At 53.3% G+C, this 26,607-nt stretch carries 25 protein-coding genes and 1 other RNA gene; 16 read left to right on the plus strand and 10 right to left on the minus strand.

Features of this window, described 5'->3' with window-relative positions:
- Window positions 1-185: 185 nt before the first annotated feature.
- The 3 genes from QLH52_RS17375 to QLH52_RS17385 all read left to right on the plus strand — a co-directional run bounded on the left by QLH52_RS17375 (window position 186) and on the right by QLH52_RS17385 (window position 3,864).
- Complete coding sequence (locus QLH52_RS17375; RefSeq protein ID WP_033157792.1) at window positions 186-893, plus strand: hypothetical protein; 708 nt, start codon at window positions 186-188, stop codon at window positions 891-893.
- Window positions 894-1,932: 1,039 nt separating this feature from the next.
- A complete protein-coding gene (locus QLH52_RS17380) occupies window positions 1,933-2,964 on the plus strand; it encodes an agmatine deiminase family protein (RefSeq protein WP_319962389.1) in 1,032 nt (343 codons plus the stop codon).
- A 15-nt stretch (window positions 2,965-2,979) separates the two neighbouring features.
- On the plus strand, window positions 2,980-3,864 hold the full coding sequence (locus tag QLH52_RS17385; protein WP_319962390.1) for a carbon-nitrogen hydrolase: 885 nt from the start codon (window positions 2,980-2,982) through the stop codon (window positions 3,862-3,864).
- 66 nt (window positions 3,865-3,930) lie between these two features.
- Here QLH52_RS17385 and QLH52_RS17390 read toward each other — a convergent pair whose 3' ends face one another.
- Window positions 3,931-6,165, minus strand: coding sequence for an Rne/Rng family ribonuclease (locus QLH52_RS17390; protein ID WP_319962391.1), 2,235 nt, complete (start codon window positions 6,163-6,165; stop codon window positions 3,931-3,933).
- Between the two features lie 418 nt (window positions 6,166-6,583).
- Here QLH52_RS17390 and rluC point away from each other — a divergent pair, with 418 nt between their 5' ends.
- From rluC to QLH52_RS17430, 8 genes are all read left to right on the plus strand, one after another.
- Window positions 6,584-7,543, plus strand: coding sequence for a 23S rRNA pseudouridine(955/2504/2580) synthase RluC (rluC, locus tag QLH52_RS17395; RefSeq protein ID WP_319962392.1), 960 nt, complete (start codon window positions 6,584-6,586; stop codon window positions 7,541-7,543).
- The gene (locus QLH52_RS17400) at window positions 7,527-8,174 is read left to right on the plus strand and encodes an HAD-IIIA family hydrolase (RefSeq protein WP_319962393.1); all 648 of its coding nucleotides are present in this window, start codon (window positions 7,527-7,529) and stop codon (window positions 8,172-8,174) included. Before rluC ends, QLH52_RS17400 begins: the two co-directional genes overlap by 17 nt.
- Before the next feature lie 7 nt (window positions 8,175-8,181).
- Window positions 8,182-9,165, plus strand: a complete 984-nt coding sequence (gene sppA / locus QLH52_RS17405; RefSeq protein ID WP_319962394.1) for a signal peptide peptidase SppA — start codon at window positions 8,182-8,184, stop codon at window positions 9,163-9,165.
- A 116-nt stretch (window positions 9,166-9,281) separates the two neighbouring features.
- Window positions 9,282-9,378, plus strand: an RNA gene (gene ffs, locus QLH52_RS17410) — signal recognition particle sRNA small type.
- 33 nt (window positions 9,379-9,411) lie between these two features.
- Window positions 9,412-11,010, plus strand: coding sequence for a DNA polymerase III subunit gamma/tau (dnaX, locus tag QLH52_RS17415; protein ID WP_319962395.1), 1,599 nt, complete (start codon window positions 9,412-9,414; stop codon window positions 11,008-11,010).
- Between the two features lie 16 nt (window positions 11,011-11,026).
- Window positions 11,027-11,350, plus strand: a complete 324-nt coding sequence (locus QLH52_RS17420) for a YbaB/EbfC family nucleoid-associated protein (RefSeq protein WP_026147014.1) — start codon at window positions 11,027-11,029, stop codon at window positions 11,348-11,350.
- Between the two features lie 2 nt (window positions 11,351-11,352).
- A complete protein-coding gene (gene recR, locus QLH52_RS17425; protein ID WP_319962396.1) occupies window positions 11,353-11,949 on the plus strand; it encodes a recombination mediator RecR in 597 nt (198 codons plus the stop codon).
- 8 nt (window positions 11,950-11,957) lie between these two features.
- The gene (locus tag QLH52_RS17430) at window positions 11,958-12,296 is read left to right on the plus strand and encodes a histidine triad nucleotide-binding protein (RefSeq protein WP_319962397.1); all 339 of its coding nucleotides are present in this window, start codon (window positions 11,958-11,960) and stop codon (window positions 12,294-12,296) included.
- A gap of 71 nt (window positions 12,297-12,367) precedes the next feature.
- Here QLH52_RS17430 and QLH52_RS17435 read toward each other — a convergent pair whose 3' ends face one another.
- From QLH52_RS17435 to QLH52_RS17465, 7 genes are all read right to left on the minus strand, one after another.
- Window positions 12,368-13,360, minus strand: coding sequence for a polysaccharide deacetylase family protein (locus QLH52_RS17435; RefSeq protein ID WP_319962398.1), 993 nt, complete (start codon window positions 13,358-13,360; stop codon window positions 12,368-12,370).
- Complete coding sequence (locus tag QLH52_RS17440) at window positions 13,357-14,214, minus strand: hypothetical protein (RefSeq protein WP_319962399.1); 858 nt, start codon at window positions 14,212-14,214, stop codon at window positions 13,357-13,359. The genes QLH52_RS17435 and QLH52_RS17440 overlap by 4 nt, the downstream gene beginning before the upstream one ends.
- Before the next feature lie 52 nt (window positions 14,215-14,266).
- On the minus strand, window positions 14,267-14,533 hold the full coding sequence (locus QLH52_RS17445; protein WP_319962400.1) for an acyl carrier protein: 267 nt from the start codon (window positions 14,531-14,533) through the stop codon (window positions 14,267-14,269).
- A 30-nt stretch (window positions 14,534-14,563) separates the two neighbouring features.
- Window positions 14,564-15,667 (minus strand): 2-oxo acid dehydrogenase subunit E2, encoded by a 1,104-nt coding sequence (locus QLH52_RS17450; protein ID WP_319962401.1) that lies wholly within the window; start codon window positions 15,665-15,667, stop codon window positions 14,564-14,566.
- A 9-nt stretch (window positions 15,668-15,676) separates the two neighbouring features.
- Window positions 15,677-17,704: a dehydrogenase E1 component subunit alpha/beta gene (locus QLH52_RS17455; protein ID WP_319962402.1), complete on the minus strand. Its 2,028-nt coding sequence runs from the start codon at window positions 17,702-17,704 to the stop codon at window positions 15,677-15,679.
- Window positions 17,705-17,826: 122 nt separating this feature from the next.
- The gene (rsgA, locus tag QLH52_RS17460; RefSeq protein WP_319962403.1) at window positions 17,827-18,738 is read right to left on the minus strand and encodes a ribosome small subunit-dependent GTPase A; all 912 of its coding nucleotides are present in this window, start codon (window positions 18,736-18,738) and stop codon (window positions 17,827-17,829) included.
- Window positions 18,738-19,988, minus strand: a complete 1,251-nt coding sequence (locus QLH52_RS17465) for a M48 family metallopeptidase (RefSeq protein WP_319962404.1) — start codon at window positions 19,986-19,988, stop codon at window positions 18,738-18,740. The genes rsgA and QLH52_RS17465 overlap by 1 nt, the downstream gene beginning before the upstream one ends.
- 89 nt (window positions 19,989-20,077) lie before the next feature.
- Here QLH52_RS17465 and orn point away from each other — a divergent pair, with 89 nt between their 5' ends.
- The 4 genes from orn to QLH52_RS17485 all read left to right on the plus strand — a co-directional run bounded on the left by orn (window position 20,078) and on the right by QLH52_RS17485 (window position 23,191).
- Window positions 20,078-20,623: an oligoribonuclease gene (gene orn / locus QLH52_RS17470; protein ID WP_319962405.1), complete on the plus strand. Its 546-nt coding sequence runs from the start codon at window positions 20,078-20,080 to the stop codon at window positions 20,621-20,623.
- Window positions 20,623-21,330: a fluoride efflux transporter CrcB gene (gene crcB / locus QLH52_RS17475; RefSeq protein WP_319962406.1), complete on the plus strand. Its 708-nt coding sequence runs from the start codon at window positions 20,623-20,625 to the stop codon at window positions 21,328-21,330. The genes orn and crcB overlap by 1 nt, the downstream gene beginning before the upstream one ends.
- 42 nt (window positions 21,331-21,372) lie before the next feature.
- Window positions 21,373-22,644 (plus strand): serine--tRNA ligase, encoded by a 1,272-nt coding sequence (gene serS / locus QLH52_RS17480; protein WP_319962407.1) that lies wholly within the window; start codon window positions 21,373-21,375, stop codon window positions 22,642-22,644.
- Between the two features lie 157 nt (window positions 22,645-22,801).
- Window positions 22,802-23,191 carry a group I truncated hemoglobin gene (locus tag QLH52_RS17485; protein ID WP_171697483.1) on the plus strand — a complete coding sequence of 130 codons (390 nt, stop codon included), beginning with the start codon at window positions 22,802-22,804 and terminating at the stop codon, window positions 23,189-23,191.
- Between the two features lie 52 nt (window positions 23,192-23,243).
- On the opposite strand, the gene QLH52_RS17490 is transcribed toward QLH52_RS17485, so the two are convergent.
- Together QLH52_RS17490 and QLH52_RS17495 are read right to left on the minus strand one after the other, a co-directional pair.
- Entirely contained in the window at window positions 23,244-25,274 is a 2,031-nt protein-coding gene (locus QLH52_RS17490; protein WP_205451411.1) for a methyl-accepting chemotaxis protein, read from the minus strand.
- Between the two features lie 119 nt (window positions 25,275-25,393).
- Complete coding sequence (locus tag QLH52_RS17495; RefSeq protein WP_033157811.1) at window positions 25,394-25,663, minus strand: hypothetical protein; 270 nt, start codon at window positions 25,661-25,663, stop codon at window positions 25,394-25,396.
- A 194-nt stretch (window positions 25,664-25,857) separates the two neighbouring features.
- Here QLH52_RS17495 and QLH52_RS17500 point away from each other — a divergent pair, with 194 nt between their 5' ends.
- Window positions 25,858-26,583, plus strand: a complete 726-nt coding sequence (locus QLH52_RS17500) for a pentapeptide repeat-containing protein (protein WP_205451410.1) — start codon at window positions 25,858-25,860, stop codon at window positions 26,581-26,583.
- Window positions 26,584-26,607: the final 24 nt, after the last annotated feature.

A 26,607-nucleotide genomic window follows, 5' to 3' on the forward strand; every position in this document is an offset into this window, starting at 1 on the left:
CTGGACACGGAAACATAACAACCTCTAAAACAACTATCGGTGTAGTTTGGATGATATACAGAAAGGAAAATCCTTGCTGATCACAAACTTATTGTAGCGACGCAGGTTTCATGGTAGATATTCAGAAACTATCTAATAACTAGTTAGCGCCCATGATCCGGACAAAAATCCTCTAGGAGGTTAGCATGGATGTTGGTACCGCCATAACAGTGAGCAAATCCCTGCTGGAATTGGGGCAAGACATAGCCGAGGTTGTTAAAAAAGCCCAGGACAGTCCAGACGTCACGAAACGTGTTCTTTTATACTTGGAATCGGCGCGGGCAGCAGTTAACGCTTTAGGCCTCGAACGCCAACACATTCTCACAGATGTGCGGAAATGTGACGTCGGAGAACTTGATCAGGTAAACGCTCTCTGGGCGCGACTTGATCGTTACCTTCATGAGGATAATATTCGCCCTCAGTTGGAGAATTCAATCCGCGGGCTGTACGCATGCCATCAGGCAATCGAAAAAGAGGCAAAGGGAATCTGGTGGCGTAAGCGCGATAAACAACTCGCTGTAAAAGCATTCACAAATACCTTAAGTGAACTGGAAGCCATGTTGCAGGGCTTGAGCTCCAACTTCTATCCTGGCGGGAGCGGTATGGGAGTCCAAACGCTTGTGCCAATCTTTGAATTAATCAGCAAGGTTCGTGAGGACCGTAAATTTGGCCGGTTCCAAGACACTCAAGTTGAATTGGTTCATGAAGAGCTTGGCGAATTGGCCTACCAAGGCGTATGTGACGAATCACACGAGGAATGGTTTCGGATGGCTGGAAGGGTTGAAGCGTTAGTTGCGCAACTGCAATTAGCGTTCTCGGTAAAGATAACGAAGGAACATGCAAGCGGCTTCTGACAAGCGGCCAGCGCTAACATTGCGCTCAAGCCCACCCGCTTCCGCTTCACTCCAGCAGTCGGCTTAGCTTTACGTTGATGTCAGCTAATTGAATCCCTCCCGACATTGAGTGCAAAGCTTCGAATGTCGCCTTGGGGGCGATGGCTACAGTTCACCAGTTCCAAATGCCATTATTCAATACGGCTGCAATGTTATCGGTACGGGGGGGCTGATTTAGATCTGGGCCAGTAGCGGTTTTAGCCGCGATGAAGGTATGGATTTAGAAAGGAATAGTAATCACAAAACCTCCAAATATTCGCATCCGTCATAGCTAGTAAGTCTAACTGATCGCCACTCCCGCGCAGGCGGCAGTCCAGTAAAAATCCTGGATTCGAGTCCCGCTTGATGCCTCATTTGTTGAAACTGCGTCAATAACCGCCCGCAAAATCAATATTCCCGCTTGAAAAAATCGGCCGGAAGGCCAGAATGAAACGCAGAGCGCTACTGCGGTGTTAACACTGCGCAAGCGGTCGATGACGAGTGGAACAAATGAGCGGCAACGCGTGTCCTGTCTGAGGATTGAACGTTAGGGGCAATTACCACGTAAAGAGCGGGTACGGAAAGATTCAAATTGGTACATAGTGGCGTCGAATCCCTCGAGCAATCGTGGTTTCGTATTTTGTTCATAATTGGCTGAAATGATGGCAGATGTCTTGGTTAGTGCGGCCTCACGGTAAATTTCGGGATTTCTGACTGACTACAGACCTCGAGTCTGACCTCGTCAACGGCATCGGCGGTAGGCTGGCGGGTTGGAGACTACAGTTTAGGCTGTGGAATCCCCCGCCGGCGGGCTCATCATCCAACTCCGGTTATTTCTCCCTTCCTGCTTCTCGAATCGCATCCCAACTGTTTCTCGGTGTTAGCGGCAAACCTCTGGAACCTTGCCTCCGTATCCAAACATGCACCGATTACATTTAAAATTCCGTGGAATAGGCCTAACCGGTCAGCATTGATACAATAAGGCATTATTTCTCAAAGCCACATTATCCAGGGAGTACTCATGATTCGCTTTCCAGCAGAATGGGAAACACAATCAGCCGTGATCATCGCTTGGCCGCACCACAGCGGCGACTTTACCAATCTGTCCGCCGTCGAAGACACCTACCATTTTGTCGCGACTACCATCAGCCGTTTTCAGCCCTTGGTGATTATTTGCAAAGACGGCGAGCATCAGCAGCATATTCAGACGCAACTGGGCCACAACGAAAAAATTCATATGGTGCAGGCCGATTACAACGATATTTGGCTGCGGGATACGGTGTTTTTGACGATGGAATGGCAACATCCCAAAGCCAGCGTGCAGCTGCTTAACTTTCGATTCAATGGCTGGGGTAAAAAATATCCGCATGCGGCCGACGACGCCTTGAATTTGGCCTTGTTTGCGCATCCGATTTTTAAAGGTCATCCCACTGCCACGCTGGATCTGGTGCTGGAAGGCGGCAGCGTGGAGTCGGACGGGCAAGGTACCGTGATGACCACTAAAAATTGTCTACTCAATCCCAACCGCAATCCGGATTTGTCGGAAGCGGCGATAGCCGGTCAACTGCAAAATTATTTGGGCGCGAAGCGGATTTTGTGGGTCGAGCAAAGCAATCTGGCCGGCGACGACACCGATGCGCACATCGATACGCTGGCGCGGTTTTGCGATGCCAACACTATCGCTTATACCAGTTGCGACGACAGCGCAGACCCACATTTCCAAAGCCTGAAAAATATGGAAGCGCAGCTAAAAACCTTTAAGACAGAAGGCTGCGATGCCTATCGGTTGGTGGCGCTGCCCCTGCCAAAGCCGATTTTTGACGAACAAGGCCAGCAGTTACCGGCCAATTACTCGAATTTCCTGATTATCAACGGTGCGGTATTGGTGCCGGTTTATGAGGATGCTATGGATGCGGTGGCGCTGGAGCGGCTGAAAACCTGCTTCCCCAATCACGAAATCATCGCCACGCCGTGTCGGCCGTTAGTGCATCAGTATGGCAGTTTGCATTGCGCCAGCATGCAGGTGCCGGCGTTCGTTAAATTGAATTTCTAAGAATCTGTTCGACTCATGAAAAAATCGATTATCGCCTGTGCCGTGCAGCAGCCCTGCAACCGCGGCCGGGAAACCAATCTGGCTTATTCGATTAGTCAAATCGAAACAGCCGCCCAACAAAATGCCGACTTAGTGGTTCTGCCGGAGCTGCATCTGGACCATTATTTTTGCCAAAGCGAAGACACCGGGTGTTTTGATTTGGCGCAGCCGATTCCCGGCCCAACTTGCGAAACGCTGGCTGAAGTGGCGAAGGCCAATAAGGTGGTGATCGTTTCGACCATTTTCGAGAAACGTGCGCCGGGTTTGTACCACAACACGGCGGTGGTGTTCGATAAGGACGGCAGCATCGCCGGCACATTCCGGAAGATGCATATCCCCGACGATCCGGGTTTTTACGAGAAGTTTTATTTCACGCCGGGCGACTTGGGTTTTACGCCAATAGAAACGTCGATAGGCAAGTTGGGGGTGTTGATCTGCTGGGATCAATGGTATCCGGAAGCGGCGCGGCTCATGGCGTTGGCTGGCGCGGATGTGTTGATTTATCCCACCGCTATAGGTTGGAATCCCGAAGACGATGCGGCCGAAAAACAACGCCAATGTGATGCCTGGATTACCGTGCAGCGGGCGCATGCGGTGGCGAACGGCATTCCGGTTATTTCCTGCAACCGCATCGGTTTCGAAGCCGCGCCGGACCAAGCGCCGGGCATTCAATTCTGGGGGAATAGCTTTATCGCCGGCCCGCAAGGTGAGATTTTAAGCAGCGCCGACGATAATCAAGATGTGTTGTTATTTGCCGAGCTCGATTCGCAGCGCAGCGAAGATGTCAGACGCATCTGGCCGTTTCTGCGTGATCGCCGGATAGATGAGTATGCGGATTTGAAGAGACGCTTTATCGATTAAAGACTGATGATGTCAGCGCTTTGAGAAAGCCGGACAACAGCTAGAACTGTTGGCCGGCTTTTTTTATCAGTCTTCGCTGGCGCTGCGGCTGACAGGTTCTTGAGGTGTTTCGTTGTGGCGATTGTTGCTGCGCTCGGCGAACTCTCTATCGTAAGAGCGCGGCTGGCTGCTGGCTTCGCCGCTTTCGGAATAGCTTGGAGCTGGGGTTGGACGTTCGCCGCCTTGATTGCCTGTTGAGCTATTTTCGCCCGCTTCGCCACCGGCGCTTTGCTCGGGGCGTCTCTCGCCACCGTTGCGCGGGCCACGTCTGCGGCTGCGGCTGCGGCGGCTGCGTTCTTGGCCACCGTTGCCGTTTTCTCTTTTTGCGGTTGTAGTCGCGTCGTCGGTATTTTCCTGGTCAATCACCACGGCTTGCTTTGGCTCGACTGGAGCGCTGCCCGTAGCTTCGGTATTTGCCGGGTTGTTGGGCGGACGGCGATTGTTGTTACGGCGGTTGTTGTTACGGCCTGATGCTGAGCGCTCGCCCCTCTCTCCTCTGTCGCCGCGATCACCACGGTCCCGGCGATTGTTTCTGCCGGATCTGGGTTTGTCTTCGTTGCTTTTTTCAGAGGCTTCGCCGTTTTCGGCGGCTTTGCTATTCCCGATCAGACGCTGCCAGAAACGTTGAATCAGACCGGCAGAGGTCTTTTTGTTTTGTACGGGGGCCGGGGAGTCCGGTAAAAACTCCTTAATCGCGGCTTTTTCGGCTTTAGGGCCGGCCTGCTTGGCAAATTCCGGTACCGTGATGTCTTCTTCCTTGATATGCAAATGGCTGGCTTTTTCTTCGCTGCTTTCGCCTGCAGATTTGATGCGTTCGATGTCGTAAGACGGGGTTTCCAGGTGTTTGCTCGGCAGCACGATAATGCCGACTTGCAGTCTGGTTTCGATTTCCTGAATCGCCGCGCGCTTTTCGTTGAGCAGGAAGGTGGCGCAATCGATAGGCAAATGGGCGATGACGCGCTCGGTGCCTTTTTTCATCGCTTCTTCCTCGATCAAACGCAATACAGCCAGCGTGACCGATTCCACGTTACGAATCGTGCCTTGGCCTTTGCAGCGCGGGCAGGTCAGTTGTGTGGAGTCGCCCAGCGAGGGACGCAGACGTTGTCTGGACATCTCCATCAAACCAAAGCGCGAGATGCGGCCGGTCTGGATGCGGGCGCGGTCGATTTTCAACGCATCGCGCAGACGGTTTTCCACTTCGCGCTGGTTTTTGTTCGACATCATGTCGATGAAGTCGATGACGAATAAGCCGCCCAAATCGCGCAAACGCAATTGGCGGGCGATTTCGTCGGCGGCTTCCAGATTGGTGTTTAATGCAGTCTCTTCGATGTCGCTGCCTTTGGTGGCGCGCGCCGAGTTAATATCGACCGAGGTCAAAGCTTCGGTGTGATCGATGACTATCGAGCCGCCGGAAGGCAATGACACTTCCCGGCGATAGGCCATTTCAATCTGGGTTTCGATCTGGTAGCGGCTGAATAGCGGCACGCTGTCCTGATACAGTTTGGCCTTGTGCAGATTATGCGGCATCACCTGCTTCAAGAAGTTATGCACCAGTTTGAAAGCGCCTTCCTGGTCGATCAGGATTTCGTCGATGTCGCCGCGCAAGTGATCGCGCAGGGCGCGGATGATGACGTTGCTTTCCTGGAAAATCAGGAAGGGCGCGGTTTGCTCGGTGCTGGAGCGGTCGATGGCTTCCCACAGTTGCAGCAGGTAGTTCAAGTCCCATTGCAGTTCTTCGACGTTTTTGTCGGAGCCGGCGGTGCGGATGATCAAGCCCATGCTGTCCGGAATTTCCAGCGCGGCCATTGTTTCGCGCAATTCACTACGGTTGTCGCCCTCAATGCGGCGGGAAATGCCGCCCGCTTTGGGGTTATTCGGCATCAGTACCAAATAGGTGCCGGCCAAACTGATGTAAGTCGTTAGCGCCGCGCCTTTGTTGCCGCGTTCTTCTTTTTCAATCTGAACGACGATTTCTTGGCCTTCGCGAATATTGGATTTAGAGGATTTACCCTCTTCGCTGTCGCCGGTCCGGTACTCGGGGGCGATTTCCTTGAACGGTAGAAAACCGTGTTTCTCGGCGCCGTAATTAACGAAGGCGGCTTCTAGGCTGGGTTCTACCCGAGTGATGATACCTTTATAAATGTTGGATTTTTTTTGTTCTTTTGAAGGAACTTCGATGTCGAAATCATAGAGTTTCTGACCATCTACCAATGCCACTCGCAGCTCTTCGGGCTGCGTGGCGTTGATAAGCATTCTTTTCATTAAATTATCCTTATTGTAATTTGTATCCTACTTAGAGCTTAAACAGGTTTGGTTGTCGCGGATAAAGGCGGCGTGTTTCCCCATATGTACTTAAGTGAGCGGCCAGACTGACGGAAAACTGCAATTAGTTGTAGTAATTGTCGCAGCGGGTTATCGGCATTGCCGAGGGTGGCGCTTGAAAAGTGGGAGGTCTGTTATACCGAACTCTATTCTAAGGATGCAGCTCGCTCATCATGGGTTGAGCGATAAAACCCGAAAAAATTCTTTTAGGTCAGCGCGAAGACACAACGCTGAAACCCCGGTCTTTAAATTTTTATAGCTAAAGTCTATCCAAAGATAAACTAGCCTAATATAGCAATGTTTATTGACAGCAGCAATTTTAAACATGGCTGGCGGATATGTTGTTATTATTTGCCGCATGAATACCGCAGAAAATCAGACCAATCCGCAAGTCCAATGGCTGGAAATTACCGAGGCAAACAGCGAACAAAGGCTCGATAATTTTCTGATCACTTATCTCAAAGGCGTTCCCAAAACTCGCATCTATCGCATGGTCAGAAAGGGCGAAGTGCGGGTCAATAAAGGCCGTATCGACGTTAGTTACAAGTTACAGTTGGGCGATATTGTGCGAATCCCGCCGGTCAGAGTCGCGGAAAAAAAAGACGAAATCATCGTCCAACCCACCTTGAAGTTCAGCCTGGAAAACCACATTCTTTACGAAGACGACGGCTTTATCGTGCTGAACAAGCCGGCCGGCTTTGCCGTGCATGGCGGTAGCGGCGTCAGTTCCGGCGTGATCGAAGGACTAAGACAGATTCGGCCGCAACAGAAGTTTTTGGAATTGGTGCATAGGCTGGACAAGGAAACCTCCGGTTGCTTGTTGATTGCCAAGAAGCGTTCAGTATTGAAGCTATTGCATGAACTTTTTCGCGGCGATGGTATCCAGAAGACCTATTTGGCTTTATTGGTTGGGCAGTTCCAACGCAAGAAACAATTAGTCGAGGTGCCCTTATTGAAAAACGTCGCCCAGGGCGGCGAGCGGATGGTAGTGGTCAGCCAGGCAGGCAAATCCGCCGAAACCTTGTTCACGCGGCTGAAGCAGTTTCAGGATGTCACCTTGGTACATGCCGCGCCTAAAACAGGCCGTACCCATCAGATTAGGGTACATGCTGCTTGGCTGGGGCATCCGATTGTGGCTGATGATCGTTATGGCGATGACGATACGAATAAAGCCTTTAAAAAGCGCGGATACAAGCGTTTGTTTTTACACGCCGAGCAACTGCAGTTTGCGCATCCCGTCAGCGGTGCCTTGCTGCACTTTACCGCGCCATTGCCCGAGGATTTACAAGAATTGCTGAATCATGAAAAACCGCTTTGATTTAATCATTTTCGATTGGGACGGTACTTTAATGGATTCGGTAGACTGGATTGTGCATTGCATCCAACAAGCTGCGATGAGTTGTGAATGTGCCGTGCCGGAAGCGCAGGCGGTCAGGGACATCGTCGGCTTGAGCATCGAAAATGCGATGAAGCAACTGTTTCCGAATGAAGAGTCCGAGATCCGGCAAAAGATCGCTGCCGATTACGCGGAAACCTTTTTTAGCAAGCAAATCGGTCCTGACGACTTGTTTCCCGGTGTGCATGAAATGTTGAAGCAGTTTCGTGACCAAGGGTATCGCTTGGCTGTGGCGACCGGCAAGAAAAGCGCGGGTTTGCATGCGGCAATGAATGCGACCGGTGCGGCGGATTTGTTTTGTACTACGCGCTGTGCGGACCAAACGGCTTCCAAGCCCAATCCGCTGATGCTGGATGAAATCATGACCGAACTGGGTGTGGATAAACAGCGCACCTTGATGGTCGGTGACTCGGTGCATGATTTGCAAATGGCTTTAAATGCCCAAGTCGCGTCAATCGGTGTCACTTGCGGGGCGCATTGCGCGGCAACCTTGCAAAAATACAATCCCTTGTTGTGTGTGAACTATCCCACCGATTTAATCGGAATCATATAGGAGACAAATGGTGGAGAATAAACAAGATCTTCCCGAAGATATTGCTGAAAACAGCCCCGGTTGGGAAAAGTCGGTGCTGGAGAAGCTGGCGTTTGCCGCAATCGACGAACAGAAAGCAGCGCGCCGTTGGGGAATATTTTTCAAGTTGCTGACGTTTGCTTATTTGGCCGTTGTGCTGGGTATAGCGATTTATCCGAAATTCAAGGAGGATATCGAGTCCGGCACCTCCGAGCATGTGGCTATCGTTGATGTGCTCGGGCAGATTGTCGAAGGTGAGGCCGCCAGTGCTGATGTGGTGATCGAGGGCTTACGTGATGCGGCCAAGGATAAAAATGTCAAGGGTATCATCCTCAATATCAACTCACCCGGCGGCAGTCCGGTGCAATCTGCGTACATTTACGATGAAATCAGGCGCTTGAAAGCCAAGCATCCGCAATTGCCGATTTATTCGGTAGTGGGCGATATGTGCGCATCCGGCGGTTATTATGTGGCCTCGGCTACCGATAAGATATTCGTGAATCAGGCCAGCATCATCGGCTCTATTGGCGTCATCATGAACGGCTTCGGTTTTACCGATGTGTTGGACAAACTGGGCGTGGAGCGGCGTTTGTTAACCGCCGGCGCACACAAAGCCATGCTCGATCCGTTCTCGCCGGTCAATCAGCAAGAAAGCAAGCATATGCAGTCATTGCTGGACCAAGTACACCAACAATTCATCGGTGCGGTGCGGGAAGGACGCGGCAAGCGTTTGAAGGAAACCGAAGCGCCCGAGATGTTCTCCGGGCTGATTTGGACCGGCACCGAAGGCGTCAGGCTGGGATTGGCGGATGATTTCGGTAGCGTTGATAGCGTGGCCCGCGACCAGTTCGGCACCGAAGAGAAAGTAAACTTTACGCCGCAAGAACGCCTGATCGACCGCTTGGCCGGCAAGTTCGGCGCCTCGTTCGGTCATGCCATCGCCAGCCATTTGCCTGTGCCGGCGATGCAGTAGTCCGGCGCGTGTTATCCATTTATTTACTTAATTTTTGGCAAGACAGTTGCTTATCGATGAACTTTTATGGATAATGCGCCACTCTTCAGCGTCTTGCTGATGTTTTATGGTTACTGTGTCGGTCCTCTCGCAACGATACGCTGTAAACCCCGCCAGGTCCGGAAGGAAGCAACGGTAGCAGCGGACTCGTGTGCCGGGATGTGGCTGGCGCAGTAGCCGCCCAACTCTTGCCTTTCCGCGTTGCTAATGGCTTATCAGGTTCTTGCCAGAAAATGGCGTCCCAGCAACTTCAAGCAGCTTGTCGGTCAGGAGCATGTTAGCCAATCGCTAATGCACGCCTTGCAACATGATAGATTGCATCATGCCTATCTGTTCACCGGCACCCGCGGCGTCGGCAAAACCACGGTGGCGCGGATTCTCGCCAAAGCCATCAACTGTGAAGATCTAAAAGATTTCAACCCTTGCGGCGAATGCCAGGTTTGTCGGGATTTCGAGCAAGGCCGGTTCATGGACTTGATAGAAGTCGATGCCGCCTCCCGCACCAAAGTCGAAGATACCCGCGATCTGCTCGACAATGCCCAATACGCTCCCAATCAAGGCCGCTACAAAGTCTACTTAATCGACGAAGTGCATATGCTGTCCGGGCATAGCTTTAACGCCTTGTTAAAGACCCTGGAAGAGCCGCCGCCGCACGTCAAATTTCTGCTGGCTACCACTGATCCGCATAAAATTCCGGTCACGGTATTGTCGCGCTGTTTGCAATTTAATCTAAAACGGTTGCTGCCGGAGCAAATCGACGCGCAAATGCAGTTCATCTTGGGCCAGGAGCAAATTGCCTTCGAGCCTGCCGCGCTAAAAATGTTGGGCAGAGCCGCTGACGGCAGCTTGCGCGATGGCTTGAGCTTGCTCGATCAAGCCATCGTGTACGGTAGCGGTAGCGTTACAGCGGAAGCGGTGATCGGCATGCTCGGCACCGTGGCTCAGAAGCCTATCGACGACATGTTGCAGGCCTTGGCGGCAGGCGATGCACGGGCCTTGCTGGCAAAAATCGCCGATGTGGCCGAGCTTACGCCGGATTTCGCCGATATTCTGCAGCAGATGTTGCGGGTATTGCATCGGGTCGCGTTGTCACAGCAAATGCCGGATTTCGTCGATCAGGAATTTGATAAGCAATTGTTGGATATGCTCGCCAAGACTTTATTGCCGGAAGATGTGCAACTGTACTATCAGATTGGCTTGCTTGGCCAACGCGATCTGCCGCTGGCGCCCGATCCGCGCAGCGGGTTTGAAATGGTGATGTTGCGGATGCTGACTTTCCGGCCGCAAACTGCGGAAGCCCAAACGCTTGAGCCGGCCAAACCGCCGGTCGTTAAGTCGGTTGCCAGTACGCCGGCGCCGGTTGCGGTTGTGGAGAGCAGCGCCAAATCCATCGAAGAGCCGCGTCCGTTATCAGTCTCACAAGTCGTCAAACCGAGCAATTGGACCGAGATTATAGCCGCGTTGAATATCAGCGGGCGTACCCGCGAACTGGCGAATAACTGCGTGTTGGACGGGATCGACGACAGCAGTTGCCACTTGCTGCTCGATCCGAGCTTCCAGCAAGTCGGGACTAAAGCCGAGGACAACCTACGGGTAGCATTGCAAAATTATTACGGTAAACCCTTAAAACTGGTCATAAGCAAGCAAGCCGAGCAACAAATGACACCGGCGCTGGAAATGCAAAAAGCGCGCGAAGATCGGCAGCAAGCGGCGGTCGATAGTATTAATAACGATGAAAATGTGCAGGCTTTGAAAGACACGTTTGGCGCCAGAATCATGCCTGGCAGTATCGAGCCACTGAATTAATATTGGAGAGACAATGATGAAAAATGCACTAGCGGGCATCATGCAACAAGCCCAAAAAATGCAGGACAACTTAAAAAAAGCCCAGGAAGAATTGGGCGCGATGGAAGTACAAGGCGAGTCTGGCGGCGGTCTGGTGACGATAGTGATGACCGGCAAACGCGAAGTGCGCAAGGTCAGTATCGACCCGTCTTTGGTCGGCGACGACAAGGATATGTTGGAAGATTTGGTGGCGGCGGCGATCAACGACGCCGTGCATAAAGTCGGCAAAATGAAAAAAGAAAAAATGGCCGATGTCACCGCCGGCATCCCGATCCCGCCCGGTTTCCAAATGCCGTTCTAAACATGCAAAACCAGGGCCTGCTGAAAGAGTTGATTCAAAGCCTGTGCTGCCTGCCGGGGGTGGGGCCGAAATCGGCGCAACGCATGGCTTTTCATCTATTGCAGCGCAATCGTGATGGCGGCTTGCAGCTCAGCAAAATGCTGGCTAGGGCCGTCAACGAAATTGGCCATTGCCGCGAATGCCGGACTTTGACCGAAGCCGAGTTGTGCGAGGTCTGCGCTAATCCGTTGCGCGATGCGGAGACGATCTGCGTGGTCGAAAGCCCGGCCGACGTTTGGGTGATCGATCAGGCCACTACCTTCAAGGGCAAATACTTTGTATTGCACGGCCGCTTGTCGCCGTTGGATGGCATTGGTCCCGATCAGCTTGGTTTTGAGCTACTTGAGGCGCGTATGGCGAGTGGGCAAATCAAGGAAATCATTTTGGCGACCAATTCCACTGTGGAAGGCCAGGCTACCGCGCATTTCATCGGCGAAGTCGCCGGCAAATTCAATATCCGCGCCACCCGCATTGCGCACGGCGTGCCGATGGGCGGCGAGCTGGAATTTATCGACAGTGGCACTCTGGCTCACGCCTTCAACGGCCGCCGGGAATTTTAGGAGGAAATATGAGCGATTGTTTGTTTTGCAAGATGGGCAGCGGTGAAATCAAGCCGGATGTGGTTTACGAAGATGAGCAACTATTGGCGTTCCGAGATATTCATCCGCAGGCGCCCTTGCATGTGCTAATCATCCCTAAGCGCCACGTCGCCAATTTAAATGATTTGGACGATGCTTTGCTGGGCGGATTGATGTTACAGACTGCCGCTAAAATTGCCGGCCAGTTGGGTTATGCGGAAAGCGGTTATCGGACGGTGTTCAACTGCAACGGCGACGGTGGGCAGACCGTACATCACTTACATCTGCACCTGCTAGCCGGCAGGCAAATGCATTGGCCGCCGGGTTAACCCGGACATAAAAAGCACAAAAAAGCCGCGTAATTCGCGGCTTTTTTGTGTTTGTGCGGCTTGCTGGGGCATCAATGCTGTTCCAGCCAGTCCTTGATCTCCAGCGGGGTCATGGTCGTGCCACCCAATTCCCGCATAAAAAAGTCGAAGTAGCGCCGGCACTTTTCCAGAAACCGTTCAAGGTCCGCATCGCTGTTCACGTAAGGCGTACCGCCGGGCATCACCGACGGCGAGTGAAAGCTGAATACAAAGATTCGCACACCGTCAGCCAGCAAGGATTTGGTTAAGCGGCGCATTTCCGGCTCGCTATAATCTTCGGGCGAGAGCCTAATTCGTTCCAGCAATCGCAGCCTAGCGACGGCCCCGGATATTTTCGCCTTACGTAGCCAAGGGTGCATCAAGCGTCGGTAAAGCGGCGTGCCGCCGGCGCGTAGGGTTCCCACATAACCGCCCGAGCCGGGCAAGCTAAGCAGGCGGCGCTGATTGCCAAACCAAAACGGGTCACTGGTATAGCTGGAGTAGTCCGGGCCGCCGTCGGCGCTGTAATCGATAGACGCGGCCACGCTGATGTCTACCTCGTAGCCCAGTTCTTCGAGAATCTCGCCGGTGTTGGGGCCGAAGCCGTAACGGCCCGCGAGATAGGTTAACGGCGAGCTGCCGAACGAGCTCCTGATTTGTTCGGTGAGCATCCTGAGTTTTTCATATTCCAACGCGCGCGGCAAATTGCCGGGATAGGAGTTGCGGGCATTGAGCGCTTCATCGTGCGGTGGCGAGACCCAGGGATGCAAATGCGCTCCGATCAGCGCTCGGCCCGAATCGGCGTAGGCTTTCAGCGGACCGAAAGCTTCTTCTTGCGAAGCAATCGGATAGTCGACCACATAGTTTGGCACAATCCCAAAACTATCGAAAACCTTCTGTGCCCGGTCGATGTGGCGCATATGCTTAACGCCGGTGGCCTGCCTGTCGTGCGGCTTGTTCCAATCGAACTCCTCCTCGGTATGGATGACTACCGACAAGATGGGGCGGGTTTCGCTGTCTACACGAATCAGTTTTCGTTCGCTCACTGGTTTAGCCCCACGATCTCGGAATAAAAATTGCTGATATCGGATTCGCTCAGGGTGTCGCTACGAAACACTTTGTTGCGGTAGCCGGCCAGTTCGTGGCATAGCAGTGGTAGCCGGGGCAGCAGGCGCGACTCGACTCGGGTGTAAAAACAGCCTTTCTGTAACAGGTGTGAGCCGATGCTGTGGCGGTAACGCAGAAATAGCTCGGGATCGCTGAATCCCAACACCAGCGCGCCGGGGACGCCTTTTAATCTGTTCGGTTTCCAGGTCACGAGACAATACGAGCCTGGTTTTCCAACTGCCAAGTGTCTAAGCCAGGGTAGATGCCGGTGGTCATGGAATACCTTGGCATCGGCGGGCGCAAGCGCCTGTTCAATAGCATCGTGATCGGTAATTACACGTACGCCGCCAAGGCTGGCAAATGGCCAGGGAAGATTGGGCCACAGTGCGTGGCGTTCGTTCATGGGCTTGAACTTCAGGAACTGTAGCGTCTTCGATACTACTTCGGTCGGTGTCAGGTCGGTGAAATGGAAGCCGGGCTGCGAGACAACAGCCATCGCCAGCCGCATGCTTTGTGCGCGAAAGGCTTCCAACACGCACCAACTGGTGATGTTGCAGAATTGTTCCGGTTTACCGTGAATGATCCGCTCCGCATAAATCGCGCCGATGCCACCGACAATTTTGCCTTCGTCGCGGATCAGAAAACCGTTGTTGGGCTTGGTTACGCCCCAGTTCTGCTGGAAAGCTTGAGCCCATTGTTCGGCACTGCGCTCGGCGCTCAGGTGTTCCGTAAGAAATTGGCAGTAAGCGAGTAGGTCGCCGTCTTGAATCGGTTCCAGCGTCGGCATGGCCATGATTATTCCTTCAGCGCGGTTGCGTCAAATAGGCTGCGGTAGATTGTTTGGCTTACGCTTGTTTGCTGGACAGCAGAAAGTCGGTCATCGCATTAATCGAGCCGAGATTGTCGATGTTCATGTCTTCCTGTTTGATCCGAAAGTCGTAGCTGGCCTCAAACCAGACCACCAGTTCCAGAATGGCGCCGGAGTCCAGCAGGCCGGTGGCAGGCAGGATGTCGTCGTCAGTGACGCCGGAAGCGTCCATATCCAACGCTTTGGCAAGTTCTATTACTTTGTTGCGGATTGCGGCTTTGATCTGGTCGGGATTTAGGTTCATCTATCGGTGGCCTCTGGTTTATGTGAGTGATTATGCCGGACGGGACAACGCTAGCAACACCTGTGCGACGTCGAAACCCGTGAGAACGCGGTGATCGTAAGTGGCACCCAGTACGGCCTTATCGGAATTTTTCGGCGCGGCGTGAGCAATAATCAGCGATGTTTGCGGCGGTAGAATAGGGGTGTGGCGGCTGATATTCCAGCGTGCCATGCTCGAAAACGACAAGGTCGCGCCGGTGGCTTCCTGCGGCGGTAGCTTGTGTGCCATCGCATGGCGCTGCACCTCGCCTAGGGCGCTGATGAATTGCGCAGCGTCCATGTCTTGCGTGTCGCGTACCACGGTTAGGTACAGCATCGCGCCGGCCTGCACGGTAAAGCCGATATTGACGGGTGTGTATTGGAAGCGCTGACCGTTGACTATCGTGGAGTTTATTATAGGGCGTTCGCGGCCCAATTCCGCCAAACGAAAGGTCATCAACGGCAGCAAGGGCGAAAGCATCAGCTTATGTTCGGCAGCATAGGCGGCGGCGCGTTCTTCCCAAGGTTTGGGGTCGTATTCGACTTCCAGATAGGCGGAGGCCGCAAAATCCCGATGCCAGGCAACTGTATGCAGCATGCCTGCCGCTTCCGGCGACAATTCCTGCAAGTCTCCTGCAACGGTCGGCGTGTCTTCCCGGCGGTTTACCGTTTGAGTGGATACTGCGGCTTTACCGGGCTTACCGCCCTTGCTCAGCCATGCTTCGATGTCGGCCACCGACAGACGCTCGCCGCTGACGGGGACGCGGGACGGGTCGATGTCCAGTTCCTTAAGCATGGCTCTGGCTTTTGCCGTGGGTTGGCGCACGGTGCTTGCTGTTGACGAAGTGTCCTTGGTCTCTTCCGGGATTGCTTCGTCGCGCGTCTCACCCAGCCAGAACATCACCGCACCGACGCGGATTTTCTGTCCCGGTTCGCAGTCGACTCGCAGCACGTAGCCGTCTTGTTCGGCGACCACATCTATCATGGATTTGTCGGTTTCGACGGTGGCGACCACGTCGCCGTTATTGACGAACTCGCCTTGCTTGACGTCAATGCTGACGACGTCCACGAACTCGTCGTTGATGTTCACGCAGGGGACGGTTTGGAAAGTGGGCATGGCAGTCCTTTAAAAAAGGTCGAGAATTTGCTCGATAATCGATTGTTCGTCGGGAATAATGCTGCGCTCCAGGCTGCGGGCGGAGGCAATGGGCACGGGCGGTGTGCCGATGCGCAGAAACTGGCCCTTGAATCCGGATTCGAGCAAAGCGGCGGCGATTTCGGCGCTGACGCCGAAGTCGTGGTGAGATTCCTCAATCACGACCACGCATTCTCGGGTGGCTAGATGCTTGATCAGCGATTCGCGCGGTAACGGCGACAGCAATGACGGCGAGACGATTTCAACTTCCAGCTCTTCTTCGCTTTCCAGTCTGTTCGCCACGGCTTCCGTCATCGTCAGCATGCCGCCGTAGCTTACTAACGTTACATCAGGTTCGGTCGCACCGCGACGTAATGTGGGGAATAGGTGGGTAGCCACATCATCCGTGGCCGGCAGCGTGACATAATCCGCCGGCTCCATTTTTTCGCCGTACAGCAGTTTGTGTTCAAGAAACAGTACCGGGTAGTGCCAGCGCAGCACTGCGTCGATTAACAGTTCGGATATATTGTGTCTATGGCTGCCGTAAACCACGGTCAGGCCCGGCACCGAGGTAAACAGGTGTTCCGGACTTTGGCTGTGCGTGGGGCCGTAACCGCGCCGGCCGCCGCAAGGCGTGCGGATGACGATGGGCACCGACGTGTCGGCAAACATGCCCGGAAACTTCACGGCGTGGTTGAGCAGTTGATCCAGGCATAGCGACAGGAAATCGGCGAACATGATTTCCACGATCGGCAGGTAGCCGTCAAGCGACAAGCCTATAGACGAGCCGGTGATACCAGCCTCGCTGATCGGCGTGGAAATAACGCGGCCAGGAAATTCGCTGGACAAGCCTTGCGTTACTTTGAAGGCGCCGCCGTAAGGATCGTGCAGATCCTCGCCGATTAATAGCGTGCGTTGATCGGATTTGAGCAGGTACTGCAAGGCAGTGTTCAAAACCTGTCGCACGTTACTGCCCGCCGCGATGGGCGGATAGCTGGGCAAAGGGTGTTCAAGTTGGGCGGTGAAGATGTGGCTCGGGGTTTCGGCGAGCGTGGCTTCCGGCGAGGCGTTGGCCGCTTGGCGTACCGTTTCCACGAATTCGCGATTGCGGGCTTCGATAGTTGCCAGCGTATCTGCCGGCAACTGCCTAGCTAAGGCGGCCAATGGATCGCGGGCGCGAATTTCTGCGAGTTCGTTTGGATCGCGCAGATCGTCGCCTTTACTGTGCGGGCCCATCCGCCGGGTATCGATTACCAGGAAGCCGGGGCCGCGACTCGCGCGCACTGCGCTGACTACTTCCGCTACTTTGCGGCAAAATTCCGGATCATCGTCGGCAAGACGCCAAGTGGGTAGTCCAAATGCTGCGCCACGGGCTTGGATGTCGCCGCCCAGATTGTCGCGACTGACGGTAGTCTGAGAAATACCGTTGTTCTCGACCACGACCAGCAGCGGTGCTTTCCAGACCGACGCCAGATTCATGGCTTCGTAAACCAAGCCCTGGCCGAGCGTGCCGTCACCTATGATGGCGGCCACGATTCCGGCGCTGTCTTGCAGCTTGCGCGCCAAAGCCAGGCCGGCACCTATGCCCAGCATGCCGCCCTGCACACCGTTACTGTGAAAATTGCGATGGACCAGATGTTGACTGCCGCCCCAGCCGCCGCAAGCGCCAGCCTCGCGGCCCATGATCTCTGCGACCAGTCCCACAAAGTCCCCGGAGTACGACAGGAAATGGCCGTGGTTACGATGATTGGAGAGGACGGCGTCATCGGGATGATCCAAGGCGCGCACCACCGATAATGCGGTGAGCTCCTGGCCGATGCAGGTGTGGGTAGTGCCTGAGACCAAGCCGCGGGAAAATTGATCCAGCACCAGTTCTTCGGTCAGGCGTATCAGGTGGCCATATGCATAAAGACTTGCCGGGTCGAGGCCGATTTGCGGCTTGCCGTGCTGGTCGCGCGTGAAGCCCGGCACTTGCCAAGTTTTATCGTCCGGAAGGCGAGCTACTGTGTGTGTATCCATGTATTGGTTCCGGCGGTCTTGGCTAGCGCTTTAGTCAAAAGAATATAATTTACGCGAACCTACTGTAGCACGCAAGATGGGATTGAGCTGGTCCGGAATGCAGAATCATGTGTTGGAAGGGACTAGTTGCGATTGCCCGGCGGCATCTTTTCTCTGAGTTTTAAGAAGCGCTGGTAGCGCTCTGCGGCAATTTGGCCTGCTTCTACCGCTAGCCGCACCGCACAATCCTTGTCATTGACATGCCGGCAGTCGTTGAAGCGACATTTGCCGATGTGCGGCTGAAATTCTCTAAAACCCCAAGCCAGTTGCCCTTCCGACAAGCCGGCCAAGCCAAATATCGCCACGCCGGGGCTGTCGATTAAATCGCCGCCGCCCAGTAAATGGTAAAGGGTTGCTGCCGTGGTGGTATGGCGGCCGTGGCGGGTGATTTCCGAGACAGTGTTGGTTCTTAGATTCCGGTCCGGCAATAGCGCATTCGTCAAAGACGATTTACCGACTCCGGATTGGCCGGCGAACATGCTGGTCTGCTGTGCCAAAACCTGTTGCAAACCCGAAATACCAAGCGCGTGTTTGGCGCTGACTCTATGTAAGCTGTAGCCCAAACTTTGATAATAGGCTAAGCCTTCTTCAACTATGGCGGATAGTGGCAGATCGACTTTATTCAGCACTAGCGCGGCGTCGATATTGCAGTTTTCGCAGATCGCCAAATATTGGTCCAGCAGCAGAAAATCGCATTCCGGTTCGGCGGCGAAGACCACGAAAATGGTATCCAGATTGGCCGCTACCGGCCGCGTGTCGTTGCCGCGGCTGGGGCGTTGCAACACCGAGCGCCTGGGCAGTATTTGCTCTATGCGGCCTTGCTCGGGCGAGGACATCGAAAGCATCACCCGGTCGCCGACCACCACGGTGTCCAGTTTGCGCAGTGTTTGGCAAAGCACGAACTGCTCGGCGGCTACACCGGCATCATCACTCACCTCGACAGCAATCCCTTTGCCGAGATGGGCGACGACCAAGCCTTGGTGCAAGTCTGCCATCAGGCGGATTGCATTTTTTCTTCGATATGCGCTATGCGGATCGCGGCGGGCGGGTGGCTGTAATGGAATGCTGAATACAAGGGGTCGGGCGTCAGCGTGCTGGCGTTTTCTTCGTAAAGTTTCACCAAACCGCTGATCATTTTGCTGCCTTGGGCATTGCGGGTGGCAAAATCGTCGGCTTCGAACTCGAATTTACGTTGGAAATAAGCGCTGATTGGTTGCATGAAAGTCGTAAAGACCGGTGACACCAGCATAAACAACAACAGCGCCGCCGCGTTGGAATGGGTAGTGACCCCCAAGCCGTCGAAAAACCAGTCTTGGGTGATCAACCAGCCTAATACTGCAAAGCTGATCAAGGTCATCACCGACGAAGCCACCAGCATTTTAATGGTGTGCTTGCATTTGAAGTGGCCTAGCTCGTGTGCCAGCACTGCTTCCAGTTCTTCCTCGTCCAATGAATTCACCAGCGTATCGAAGAACACGATACGCTTGTTATTGCCCAGGCCAGTGAAATAGGCGTTGCCATGGCCGGAACGGCGCGAGCCGTCCATGATGAAAATGCCTTGGCTGTTAAAGCCGCACCGTTCCAGCAAACCCTGAATGCGTTGCTTCAACGAGCCTTCCTGCATAGGCTCGAATTTGTTGAACAGCGGGGCGATCAGTGTAGGGAACAGCCAGCTCATCAACAGCGAGAAGCTCATGATGATAGCCCAGGCATACAGCCACCAGAGGCCGCCGATGCTGTCCATTACCCACAGAATCAAAGCCAGAATCGGCAAGCCTATCGCCAGCGTTAAACCCATGGACATCAATTGGTCTTTCACGAACTGCGGCAGTTTGCTTTTGTTGAAACCGTATTTTTCTTCGATGACAAAGGTTTGGTAAAGGCTGAACGGGATTTCAATGACAGTCATCAGCAGAAAAATGCTGGCCATGGACAGCAAACTGGCCATCAGTGGCGACAAATCGAAGGTCGACCAGAAATCGAATACCAGGCTGATGCCGCCGCCCAAGGTCAGTGCCAGCAGAAATACCATGCCGACCACGCTGTCGATGTCGCCCAGTTTGCTTTTTTCTATCGTGTAATCGGCGGCCTTTTGATGCGCGCTCAGCGACACCCGATCTTTAAAGGCTGCAGGCACTTGCTCGCGATGCTGCAAAACATAGGATTTCTGGCGCATTGCCAGCCAGAATTGGATGCCGTAGGAAAGGACTAAAGCCGCTAAAAAAATGCCAGTAAACGTGTTCATCAAGCCTATGTAGGTGGGGTTAACAATTAGCGGTACAGATTAGCTAATGCTACAATTTGCCGCAACATTATTAATACCATGGAATGAAAATGGCTCAAGATGCCGACAATCTTATCTGGATCGATCTGGAAATGACAGGCTTAGACCCGGATAACGATCTGATCATCGAAATCGCCACGGTAGTCACCGATAAAAATCTGCATATCCTGGCCGAAGGACCGGTGATGGCAGTGCATCAGCCCGATGCGGCGCTGGCGGCGATGGATGATTGGAACCAGAAGCACCATGGGCAGTCCGGATTGATTCAGCGGGTGAAGGAATCAAAAATCGACGCGGCCGAAGCGGAAGCGCTAACCATCGCGTTTTTGCAAGAATGGGTGCCGGCCAGAACGTCACCGATCTGTGGAAACAGCATTTGTCAGGACAGGCGCTTTCTCTATCGCTACATGCCCAAATTGGAAGCCTATTTCCATTACCGCAATCTGGATGTCTCTACCGTCAAGGAACTGGCGGCGCGCTGGGCCCCGCAACTGAAGGATGGCTTTAATAAGCAGGCCTCGCACAAAGCCCTGGACGACATCATCGAGTCCATCGAAGAACTGCGTTATTACCGGGAAACGTTCTTTAAATTCTGATGTTGCAATTATTCGCGGTCGCTCTGGGCGGCGCCATCGGCTCCATGTTGCGCTATCTGGCTTCCAGCGGCGTCTATCTGTGGCTGGGCCGGGGCTTTCCTTACGGTACCTTGACGGTCAATTTGCTCGGCTCATTTTTGATCGGGCTGATGACCGAAGCGTTGATTCTGCAACGTCTGACGATTGCCTTGGAATACCGCACCGCGATTCTGGTCGGCGTGATGGGTGGATTTACCACTTTTTCCAGCTTTTCCCTGGAAACCTTTTATTTGCTGGAACAGGGACAACTCAGCAAGGCCGGTCTGAATATTGTAGCCAGCGTGTTCGGTTGCCTGTTAGCGGTATGGGCCGGTTTGGCGCTAGGCAAAGGCTTGTTTTTCTATTCGCAGGGCACAATTCGTGTGTTCGACTGGCCGTTTCCCTATGCATTGACGCTGGTTAATGGCATCGGCGCGTTTTTGATCGGCATCGTCGCCACCGTTTTGATGCACAAGCTCGCCATTTCGATAGAGTACCGGGCTATTTTAGTTACCGTTCTGATTGGTTTGTTCATCACGCTGTCCGGCTTATATTTGATTCTCTACCTGCTGGAAAGTGGTCATTCCTTCGAATCGCACATGGGTGCGATGCTGACCGTTTTTCTAAGCAACATCGTGTTTTGCGCCGCCGCACTGTGGACCGGCTTGTGGCTGGGCAAGCAGGTATAGCCGTCGTTTTATCTCTTTTTTCAATTCAGGATCTTTAACATCATGCTAGACCCCCGTTTATTTAGAAGCGACCTGGAACTGGTTATGCAACAGCTGCAAAGACGCGGCTTTCAATTCGATGCCGCTGCCTATCAAGCCCTGGAAGACCGGCGCAAAGGTGTGCAGGTCAAAACCCAGGAGTTGCAAAACGAACGCAATACCCGCTCCAAAGCCATCGGCCAGGCTAAGGCCAAGGGCGAAGATGTGCAACCCCTGCTGGATCAAGTGGCGGACTTGGGTGATCAACTGAAAGCCGCAGAATCCGAGTTGAACGACATTCAAAACCAATTGAGCGTGCTATTGGAAGGCATCCCCAATATTCTCGATGAAGCAGTACCTGCCGGTAAAAGCGATGCGGATAACCAGGAAGTGAGCCGCTGGGGCGAGCCGCGCCAATTTACATTTACGCCAAAAGACCACGTCGACTTGGGTGAGCCGCTGGGCATGAATTTCGAACTGGGCGCGAAAATCGCCAGCGCCCGTTTCGTGGTACTGGCCGGCAAGCTTGCGACCTTGCAGCGCGCTATCATTCAGTTGATGTTGAATACGCATATCAACGAGCACGGCTATCAGGAAACCTATGTGCCGTTCCTGGCCAACGCCGATAGTTTGCGCGGCACCGGCCAATTGCCCAAGTTCGAAGCCGATCTGTTTACGGTCCAAAACGATCCGACGTTTTACCTGATCCCGACCGCCGAAGTGCCGGTTACCAATATCGTCCGCGATGTGATCGTCGAAGCCAAACAAATGCCGCTGAAATTTGTTTGCCATTCGCCGTGTTTTCGCAGCGAAGCCGGTGCCTACGGTAGCGACGTGCGCGGCATGATACGCCAGCATCAATTCGAAAAAGTCGAGCTGGTGCAAATCGTCACGCCTGAAACCTCCGCGCAGGCTCATGAAGAACTCACTGCGCACGCCGAAGCTATTTTGCAAAAGTTGAATTTGCCGTATCGCAAAGTGTTGCTGTGCGCGGGCGACACTGGCTTTTCATCGTCCAAAACTTACGATTTGGAAGTCTGGTTGCCGGGCCAGCAGAAATACCGCGAGATTTCGTCTTGCAGCAACTTCAAGGATTTCCAGGCGCGGCGTCTGCAAGCGCGCTGGCGCAATCCGGAAACCGGCAAGCCGGAGTTGGTGCATACCTTGAACGGTTCCGGTTTGGCAGCCGGCCGCACCTTAATAGCGGTGATGGAAAATTATCAAAACGAAGACGGCTCCATCACCGTGCCGGAGGCTTTACGGCCTTATTTGGGCGGTATCGAAAAGATTCAATAACTTACAATCAGTCAGGTCTTTGGCGGCAGTGAAATAGTTTGGATACGAAACTATCATCGGGTATTATCGCCGCCGAGGCCGTTAAATCAGTCAAAAATCAATAGTTTGCCGATTTAACAGACGCCTCGTAAATTAAAAACTATAACGAGGGGGTATTATGAGTGAAGCAAATGAAGTGCAAGGACCATCTTTGTATGAACGCATCGGCGGCGAAGCGGCGGTGAATGCCGCAGTAGATGTGTTTTACGGCAAAGTGATGGGGGATTTTCGGATCAACCGCTTTTTTGAAAGAACCGACATGGCTAAACAAGCCGAGCATTTAAAAACCTTTATGACGGTGGCTTTCGGCGGTCCCAACAACTACACCGGACGTTCCTTGCGCGACGGTCACGCTCGCTTGGTAAAAATGGGTTTGAACGACTCCCATTTCGACGCCGTCATGGAGCATCTAGGCGCGACTATGCAAGAGCTGAATGTGCCTGCCGAACTCATCGCGGAAGCCGCGGCACTGGTAGAAAGCGTTAGAGGCGAAGTGCTGGGTAAATAGAATGGGTTCCGCTACCTGGGTGCCTGCACAAATCGGGTAGCGGCTTCTCTTGCTAGATGTTCAGTTTGAATTGCGTGGTTAGTTTTTGTAAGTTTTCCGCTAGCTGATTCAGCTGGCGGGCTTCGGCGGTAGTCTGATTAGCCCCGCTACTGGTGTGTTCCGATAAATTGGTAATGTGGACGATATTCCGATTGATTTCCTCGGTCACAGCCGTCTGCTCTTCGGCCGCGCTGGCAATTTGCAGGTTCATCGCGTCGATGGTTTCCACCGATTGGCTGATCGCTTCCAGGGATTGCATGGCCTCCCGAGATTTCTCCACACCTACATTAGCTTGCGTGCGGCTTCGCTGCATCACGGCGACCGCCTTGCGCGATCCGGCCTGTAATTCGCCTATCATATTTTCGATTACGGCAGTTGACTCTTGGGTACGGCTTGCTAGGCTGCGAACTTCATCCGCCACTACCGCAAAACCGCGGCCGTGTTCGCCGGCGCGGGCGGCTTCAATGGCGGCATTCAATGCCAATAAGTTGGTTTGTTCGGCGATACTTTTAATCACGTCCACCAATGAACCTATGGATTCACTGCTTTTTTCCAGACTTTGAATCACGTTGGCGGCACCTTCGATGTCTTTAGCCAATTGGCTGATCGATAGTGTGGCGCTGGCCACTATGCTCTGACCGTTTTTTGTTTGCTCGTTAGCGGTGCTGGCCGCTTGGGCCGCCGTATTGGTAGTGGAGGCAACGTCTTGGATGGTCGCGCTCATCTGGTTCACCGCTGTCGCGACCGAGGTGATTTCTTCGCGTTGCCGGTCGAGATGAGTCGCGCTTTGGTTGGCAACTGTGTAGACTTTTTGCGCCGACGTATGCAATTCGGCACTGGTATGAATGATTTCTTTCAGCAAAGCCGAACTGGTCTCTATCATGGCGTTAAAGTTTTCGGCAATCTCCCGCATTTCATCGTTGGCATCAATATGTATTCTCGCGCTCAGGTCGTTTTGGGCAACGCGCTTAGTTGCGAGGTTAATTGCGGTTATGTTGCGATTGACCGACTTGGTTAAGCCCAGCAATAGCACAATGACCACCAACAACACCCCGATTAACCCGGCCAGCGTAAATTGTAAAAACTGTTCGGCTGCCGTGCTGCGGGTGCGAAAAAGCAGGTCGAGTTCGGCTATCAGTCCGGTGTAGAGCTGGTAAGACTGGGTGATGGCTTGGGTGGAGGTTTCGAATACTGTATCGCTACCAACAGAAATGGTTTCGCTTTCGACCAATTGCTGGCGTAATAAACCGAGCATGGTTTGCAAGGCTGTTCGGTAGTTTTCATTGGTGCCGCGCAAGTTTCGCGACACCTCGGGGTTTTCCGCAAACGCCACGGCCAAGCCTTCATCCACCTTGCGGGCATAGGTTTCTATATTAGCGATTAAGATCAACAGCTTGGTCAAGGATTGCGGTGTGTGACTACCTTTGGCGGCGATGCCGGACGCCAGCGCCCGCGTTTGCCCCATCACTTCGATTAATTCGGGCAAATCGGCCGTCAGTACGAAGCCCATATGAAAGCTATCCAGCTTGGGGTCGAGAATGATGCCGGATGTATTCGAAATATGGTTTAGTAGCTTCAAACCATCGGCAATCAACATGTTATGAGCGGTTATCACTGCACTTAACTCTTGATCCTGGGAGTGTGTTTTGATGTCGTTCCACTGTTGGCGGAGCTTGGAAAGCATCTTGTCGGTTTGCAAGGCCTCATGCAGTTCGCGGTCGGTTTTTTCCAGTTCCGCAAAATAGCCATCGATTTCTTCGCGTTTACTCGTGATGCGTTCCTTAAATTGGGTTGCGCCGTTGCGAAATGCGCTGGTCATGCCCCGATGCTGCTGAATGTGTTCGATTGGTTTTCTGAGGGCGGCGATGTAACTTAGGCCATGGCGTTCTTGCGCCAAGGAGTCGATTTCCTGTTGAAATTGTCTGATCAAGGTGCCGGCCATGAACAGCATCGGGATCAGCACGATGCTGAATAGCAGCGCAAATTTTGCGGGATAGCGCAGCCTATCCATCAAGGCGATTGCGGGCGAAATGACAAAATCCATAGTTAAGATCCTGGCGATGTTGTGGAGGCGCGTGTCTGGGCAACTATAGTTGCTTTATGTTTTTTGGAAAGTATCTAGTAAATTTAATCGGCGGCGTGTTTGTTAAGCAGTTTTATGTTCTATAGGCGGGCAATCAGCAGGATCGCCGCCGAAACGATTAAACAGCTTCCCGCCAGCCAAGCCCCTGGACGGGACGGCTTCTTCGAAACTCGCAACATGATGAGGGTTGTCAGGGAAATCAGTAAGGCCGGATACGCTATCATAATCGCCAACGCCGGCAGCGCGGTGTTTGGGCCGGCTTCTTCAAGCGTGTAATAGCTGAAGCAGCCTAAACCGGGCAGCGCTAGTATCAGCCCCAAAATCAATAATTTATGATAGAAAGCGTTCACGCTAAACAGCCTTTAGTGGTTGTGTTGCCAAAAGTATATAACTTGTCGAAAACCCTTGATCATGGCTGGCCTGAAGTAGCACTTCTATAGGGCGGGAAAATTTGCCTAAAGCCTGATTTATTGGATTATGATGCACTGAAACTCGCAAGATGGCGGTTATTTTTTGACCGTCTAACCCGCTTTGAGGAGTAGTTATGCAATACGATTCCGGTGTTTGCCGAACCTTGGTAGCTTTCAGTTTGGGGTTTTGGCTATTGCCATGCGCTGCAGCGGAACTCACTCGAGAAGGCGTTATCGCGATTATAGCCGAGGCCGGCAGTCAGCAGCCGAACTTGATCAAGAAAGACCTGTCGGGTTTGGATTTATCCGGAATCGATTTCAATAAAGCCGACCTGTTTTCCAGCAATCTTGACGGGGCAAAGCTAACGGCAGCTAAAATGGTAGGTGTCAATCTCAATCTTGCGCAGATGCGTAATGCGAATTTGCAGAATGCCGATTTATCCTATGCCAGCCTATATGGCGTATTGATGGATTATGCCGACTTATCCGGCGCGGACCTGAGCCGCAGCCGCGTCACCGGATCGCTGAACAATGTTAATTTCGCCGGCGCCAAATTAAAACAGGCCAATTTAGGTCCCAATTCGGCGAGTCCGCGGCAACTGCGCGATAAGTTGGAAATGAACAATGCGATACTGAACAATGCGGATTTGAGCGACGCGAATTTTAATTACGCGCTGATGAGCAACGCATCGCTCCGCCATGCCAATTTGAGCGGCGGCCAGTTTATCTGGGCGGACTTGTCCGGCGCCAATTTAGACGGCGCGACCATTTCCGGCGCGGATTTTAGAAGTGCCAAGTTTGATGATGCAAATTTGACTAATGTGACAGGGGCCGATACAGCCCTGGGCTTTAAAAAATGAGCGTATGGCCGCCCAGGCTGAGTT

The sequence above is a fragment of the Methylomonas defluvii genome (assembly GCF_033949435.1).
Taxonomy (GTDB): Bacteria; Pseudomonadota; Gammaproteobacteria; order Methylococcales; family Methylomonadaceae; genus Methylomonas; species Methylomonas defluvii.